This is a genomic window from Polaromonas sp. P3_C2 (genome assembly GCF_056402675.1).
In genome coordinates, this window is record NZ_JBFUGX010000545.1 from 1 (window position 1) to 2,887 (window position 2,887).

Here is a 2,887-nt window from a genome sequence, read left to right on the forward strand (position 1 = left end):
GCGTTACCCGGCCCGACGGCGTGCATTGGCAACTCGAAAATCTTTCGATTCACGACGGGTCGCTTTTCCCCACCAGCATTGGCGCCAATCCGCAACTTTCCATCTACGGCGCCGTGAATCGCCTGGCGCAAGGCCTCGCCAAAAAAATGTCGGGCAAGGATGTCACACTGGCCTGAGATACTGCGGGTTTGATCTCGCGCCGATTCATTCATGCTGGCTCAACTGCAAAGATTCATCACCCTGACCCTGGTCGCCGCGGCTTTCGGCTGGCTGTTCTGGTTCCGCAGCAGCTCTCCCATGCTGGCCGTCACCGGCTTCCTGCTGATTGCACTGGGGTACACCGGTTTCCTCGCCCTTGAGTTTTTACTCCTTCGGTACATCAACAAGGCAGATCCGGCGCCCCAGCCCACCTGGACAGAACTTCTGCGCGCATGGCTGGGTGAGACATTGACGGCTCCTCGCGTGTTCTGCTGGCGCCAGCCCTTTCGCTCCAATGCTGTCCCGGACAGGGTCCTGCCGGCCGAGACAGCCCAAGGTCGCCGCGGCGTGGTGTTTGTGCACGGGTTCTTCTGCAATCGTGGCCTGTGGACACCCTGGCTCAAGCGGGTTCGAGGCAGCGGACGCGCCTTTGTCGCTGTCAATCTCGAGCCCCTGTTCGGCTCCATAGACGGCTACGCCCCCCAAATTGACGACGCAGTGGTGCGGGTCACCCAAGCCACAGGCCTTGCCCCCTTGCTGGTATGCCACAGCATGGGCGGGTTGGCTGCCAGAGCCTGGCTCAAGCGCATGAAGGCCGAAGCCCGGGTACATCATGTCGTCACCATCGGCACACCGCACCGCGGAACCTGGCTGGCCCGGTTTGGGCATGGCCACAATGGGCGCCAGATGCGCCTCCTGTCCGACTGGCAGACCCAACTGGACCATGAGATGCCTGCACACCGGCATACACTGTTTACCTGCTGGTACTCCAACTGCGACAACATCGTGTTTCCGACCTCCACGGCCACCTTGCCTGGCGCCGACAATCGCCTGGTTCGCGGCGCGGCCCATGTGCAGATGGCATTTTTGCCGGGCGTCATGAACGCTACCCTGGCCATGCTGGACAGTGATCCGGCTTGAACCAGCGTATCGACGCTTGCCGTCAGCCCCTTAAGCCTCCCCCGTCGGCAACCGGCGATGTGAATTTCTCACAAAAAAGACCCGGCATATTCACTATCTACATTGACCCGGGCTTTTTATGCTCATCTATTTGTAGGATGGAGCAAGCCCTTGACACTCTATGCAATGCCCAATACCAGCCTGTTAGAGGCTGTCCGACCTCTGCCGCCTCTGCTGGAACCCGAGTCTGATTCCACGCCTGCGCTGCTGGCCCTGCTGGTCGATGAGCTGGCGCACGGGGTGTTCGTTGTCAGCGCCCAGGGGCGGATTTTGCACGCGAATCAAATCGCGCGGCGCGAACTTGAGCGCTCTGTTGTGTTGGGGGTGGACAGGGGAGAGCTGAAGGTCCTCATGCAGGCAGATGCCAAGGCCTTCCAGATTGCCATGGGCAAAGCAGTTGCCGGAAAACGCAGCCTGATCAGGTTGGTGGCCAACGGCGTGGACTTTACCCTTGCCGTGGTGCCATTGCATCGTCAGGCAGGCAGCCCCTGTGAGCGCATTGCCCTCTTTTTGTCTCGAGTGGGCGTGAGCGAGTCGGGTGTTTTTGGCTCCTTTGCCCGCAGTCACGGTCTCACGCATACGGAGGAGCAGGTGCTGGTTTTCCTGTGCCGCTGCTTGAGCACGCCGGAAATCGCTCTCCAGATGAAAGTTGCGGTTTCCACCGTGCGCAGCCATGTGCGCAGCCTTTGCGCCAAGACCGCCTCCAGCGGCGTTCGTGAACTGGTCAATCGCGTGGCGATTTTGCCGCCTATTGCCCCCCTGCCGCTCGGACAAATCCACTGATAGATGCCCCGTACGTCCCGGCGACGTGCTAGATTACGGGTGATCATGAGTTCACCACCACCTTCCGATGAGGGGCTGTATGCCCATTTGATTCCCGAATTGCGCACGCTCGCCCTGCGAGGCGTGGTGCGAACTTATCCCAAAAAAGCCGTTGTCATCAACGAAGGGGAAATCGGCGACAACCTGTTTGTTCTGCTCAAGGGCAGTGTCAAGGTGTTCGCCATGGACGAAAGCGGCCGGGAAATCACCTACGGCAGGATTCATTCGGGCGACTATTTTGGGGAAATGTCGCTGGACGGCGGACCCCGTTCGGCTTCAGTTATTACCCTTGAGCCTTGCACCTGTGCGGTGCTCAGTCGTACCGATGTGAGCGAACACTTGGGTGATGAGCCAGGATTCGCAATCAATCTCGTGGTTCAGGTGATTCGCAGGGCGCGTGCTGCTACAGAAGCGGCGCGCAACATGGCGCTGCTCGATGTGTACGGACGGCTGATTGCCGTGCTTGAAGGACATGGCGATGCGGTGGAGCGCGACCCTGCCAATGAGGCTGTCACTCTTGAATCAATCACCCATCAGGAGATTGCCAGCCGCGTCGGCGCCTCCCGCGAAATGGTCAGCCGCCTCTTAAAGGACCTGGAAAAAGGCGGGTACATCGAAATGGGCACCAAACGCATCACGCTGCTCARAAAGCTGCCGAGCCGTTGGTGAGTCCTTACCGAGAGCCTAGCGTTCGTTAAAAATCCGGCGAGCCTCTTGCGGYGACGCATCGCTCGTACCCTGCAAGCGCACCACGGCACTGCTACGCGTCCCTGCGGCACTGACACCCAGCGTGGCCGGGTTTTCGTCGCTGGAGGCGGCTGCATCCGGGATTTTGACGACGCCGGGTCGCTGCGGCCGCGCTGCATCGGGGTCTGGTTTTTGCGGGGAATAGTGCGCCCATTTCGAC

General features: G+C 60.2%; 5 protein-coding genes. 4 read left to right on the forward strand and 1 reads right to left on the reverse strand.

Translation table 11 applies throughout. From position 1 onward, the window contains the following. The 4 genes from AC1DWI_RS18695 to AC1DWI_RS18710 form a co-directional block, all read left to right on the forward strand. Positions 1-176: GMC oxidoreductase (locus AC1DWI_RS18695; protein ID WP_477725423.1), on the forward strand; the 176-nt coding region annotated here is incomplete at its 5' end. A 34-nt stretch (positions 177-210) separates the two neighbouring features. Further along, positions 211-1,119 carry an esterase/lipase family protein gene (locus AC1DWI_RS18700; protein ID WP_477670124.1) on the forward strand — a complete coding sequence of 303 codons (909 nt, stop codon included), beginning with the start codon at positions 211-213 and terminating at the stop codon, positions 1,117-1,119. 102 nt (positions 1,120-1,221) lie between these two features. Then, positions 1,222-1,941, forward strand: a complete 720-nt coding sequence (locus AC1DWI_RS18705) for a helix-turn-helix transcriptional regulator (RefSeq protein ID WP_477670123.1) — start codon at positions 1,222-1,224, stop codon at positions 1,939-1,941. 45 nt (positions 1,942-1,986) lie between these two features. Continuing rightward, positions 1,987-2,649, forward strand: a complete 663-nt coding sequence (locus tag AC1DWI_RS18710; RefSeq protein ID WP_477725421.1) for a Crp/Fnr family transcriptional regulator — start codon at positions 1,987-1,989, stop codon at positions 2,647-2,649. A gap of 15 nt (positions 2,650-2,664) precedes the next feature. Here the strand turns inward: AC1DWI_RS18710 and AC1DWI_RS18715 are convergent. Then, a partial coding sequence (locus tag AC1DWI_RS18715) for a hypothetical protein (protein ID WP_477725422.1) occupies positions 2,665-2,887 on the reverse strand: 223 nt, incomplete at its 5' end.

Bases quoted from the DNA above. Each gene is read 5' to 3' on its own strand.
- AC1DWI_RS18700 (WP_477670124.1), top strand. From the start codon at position 211: ATGCTGGCTCAACTGCAAAGATTCATCACCCTGACCCTGGTCGCCGCG.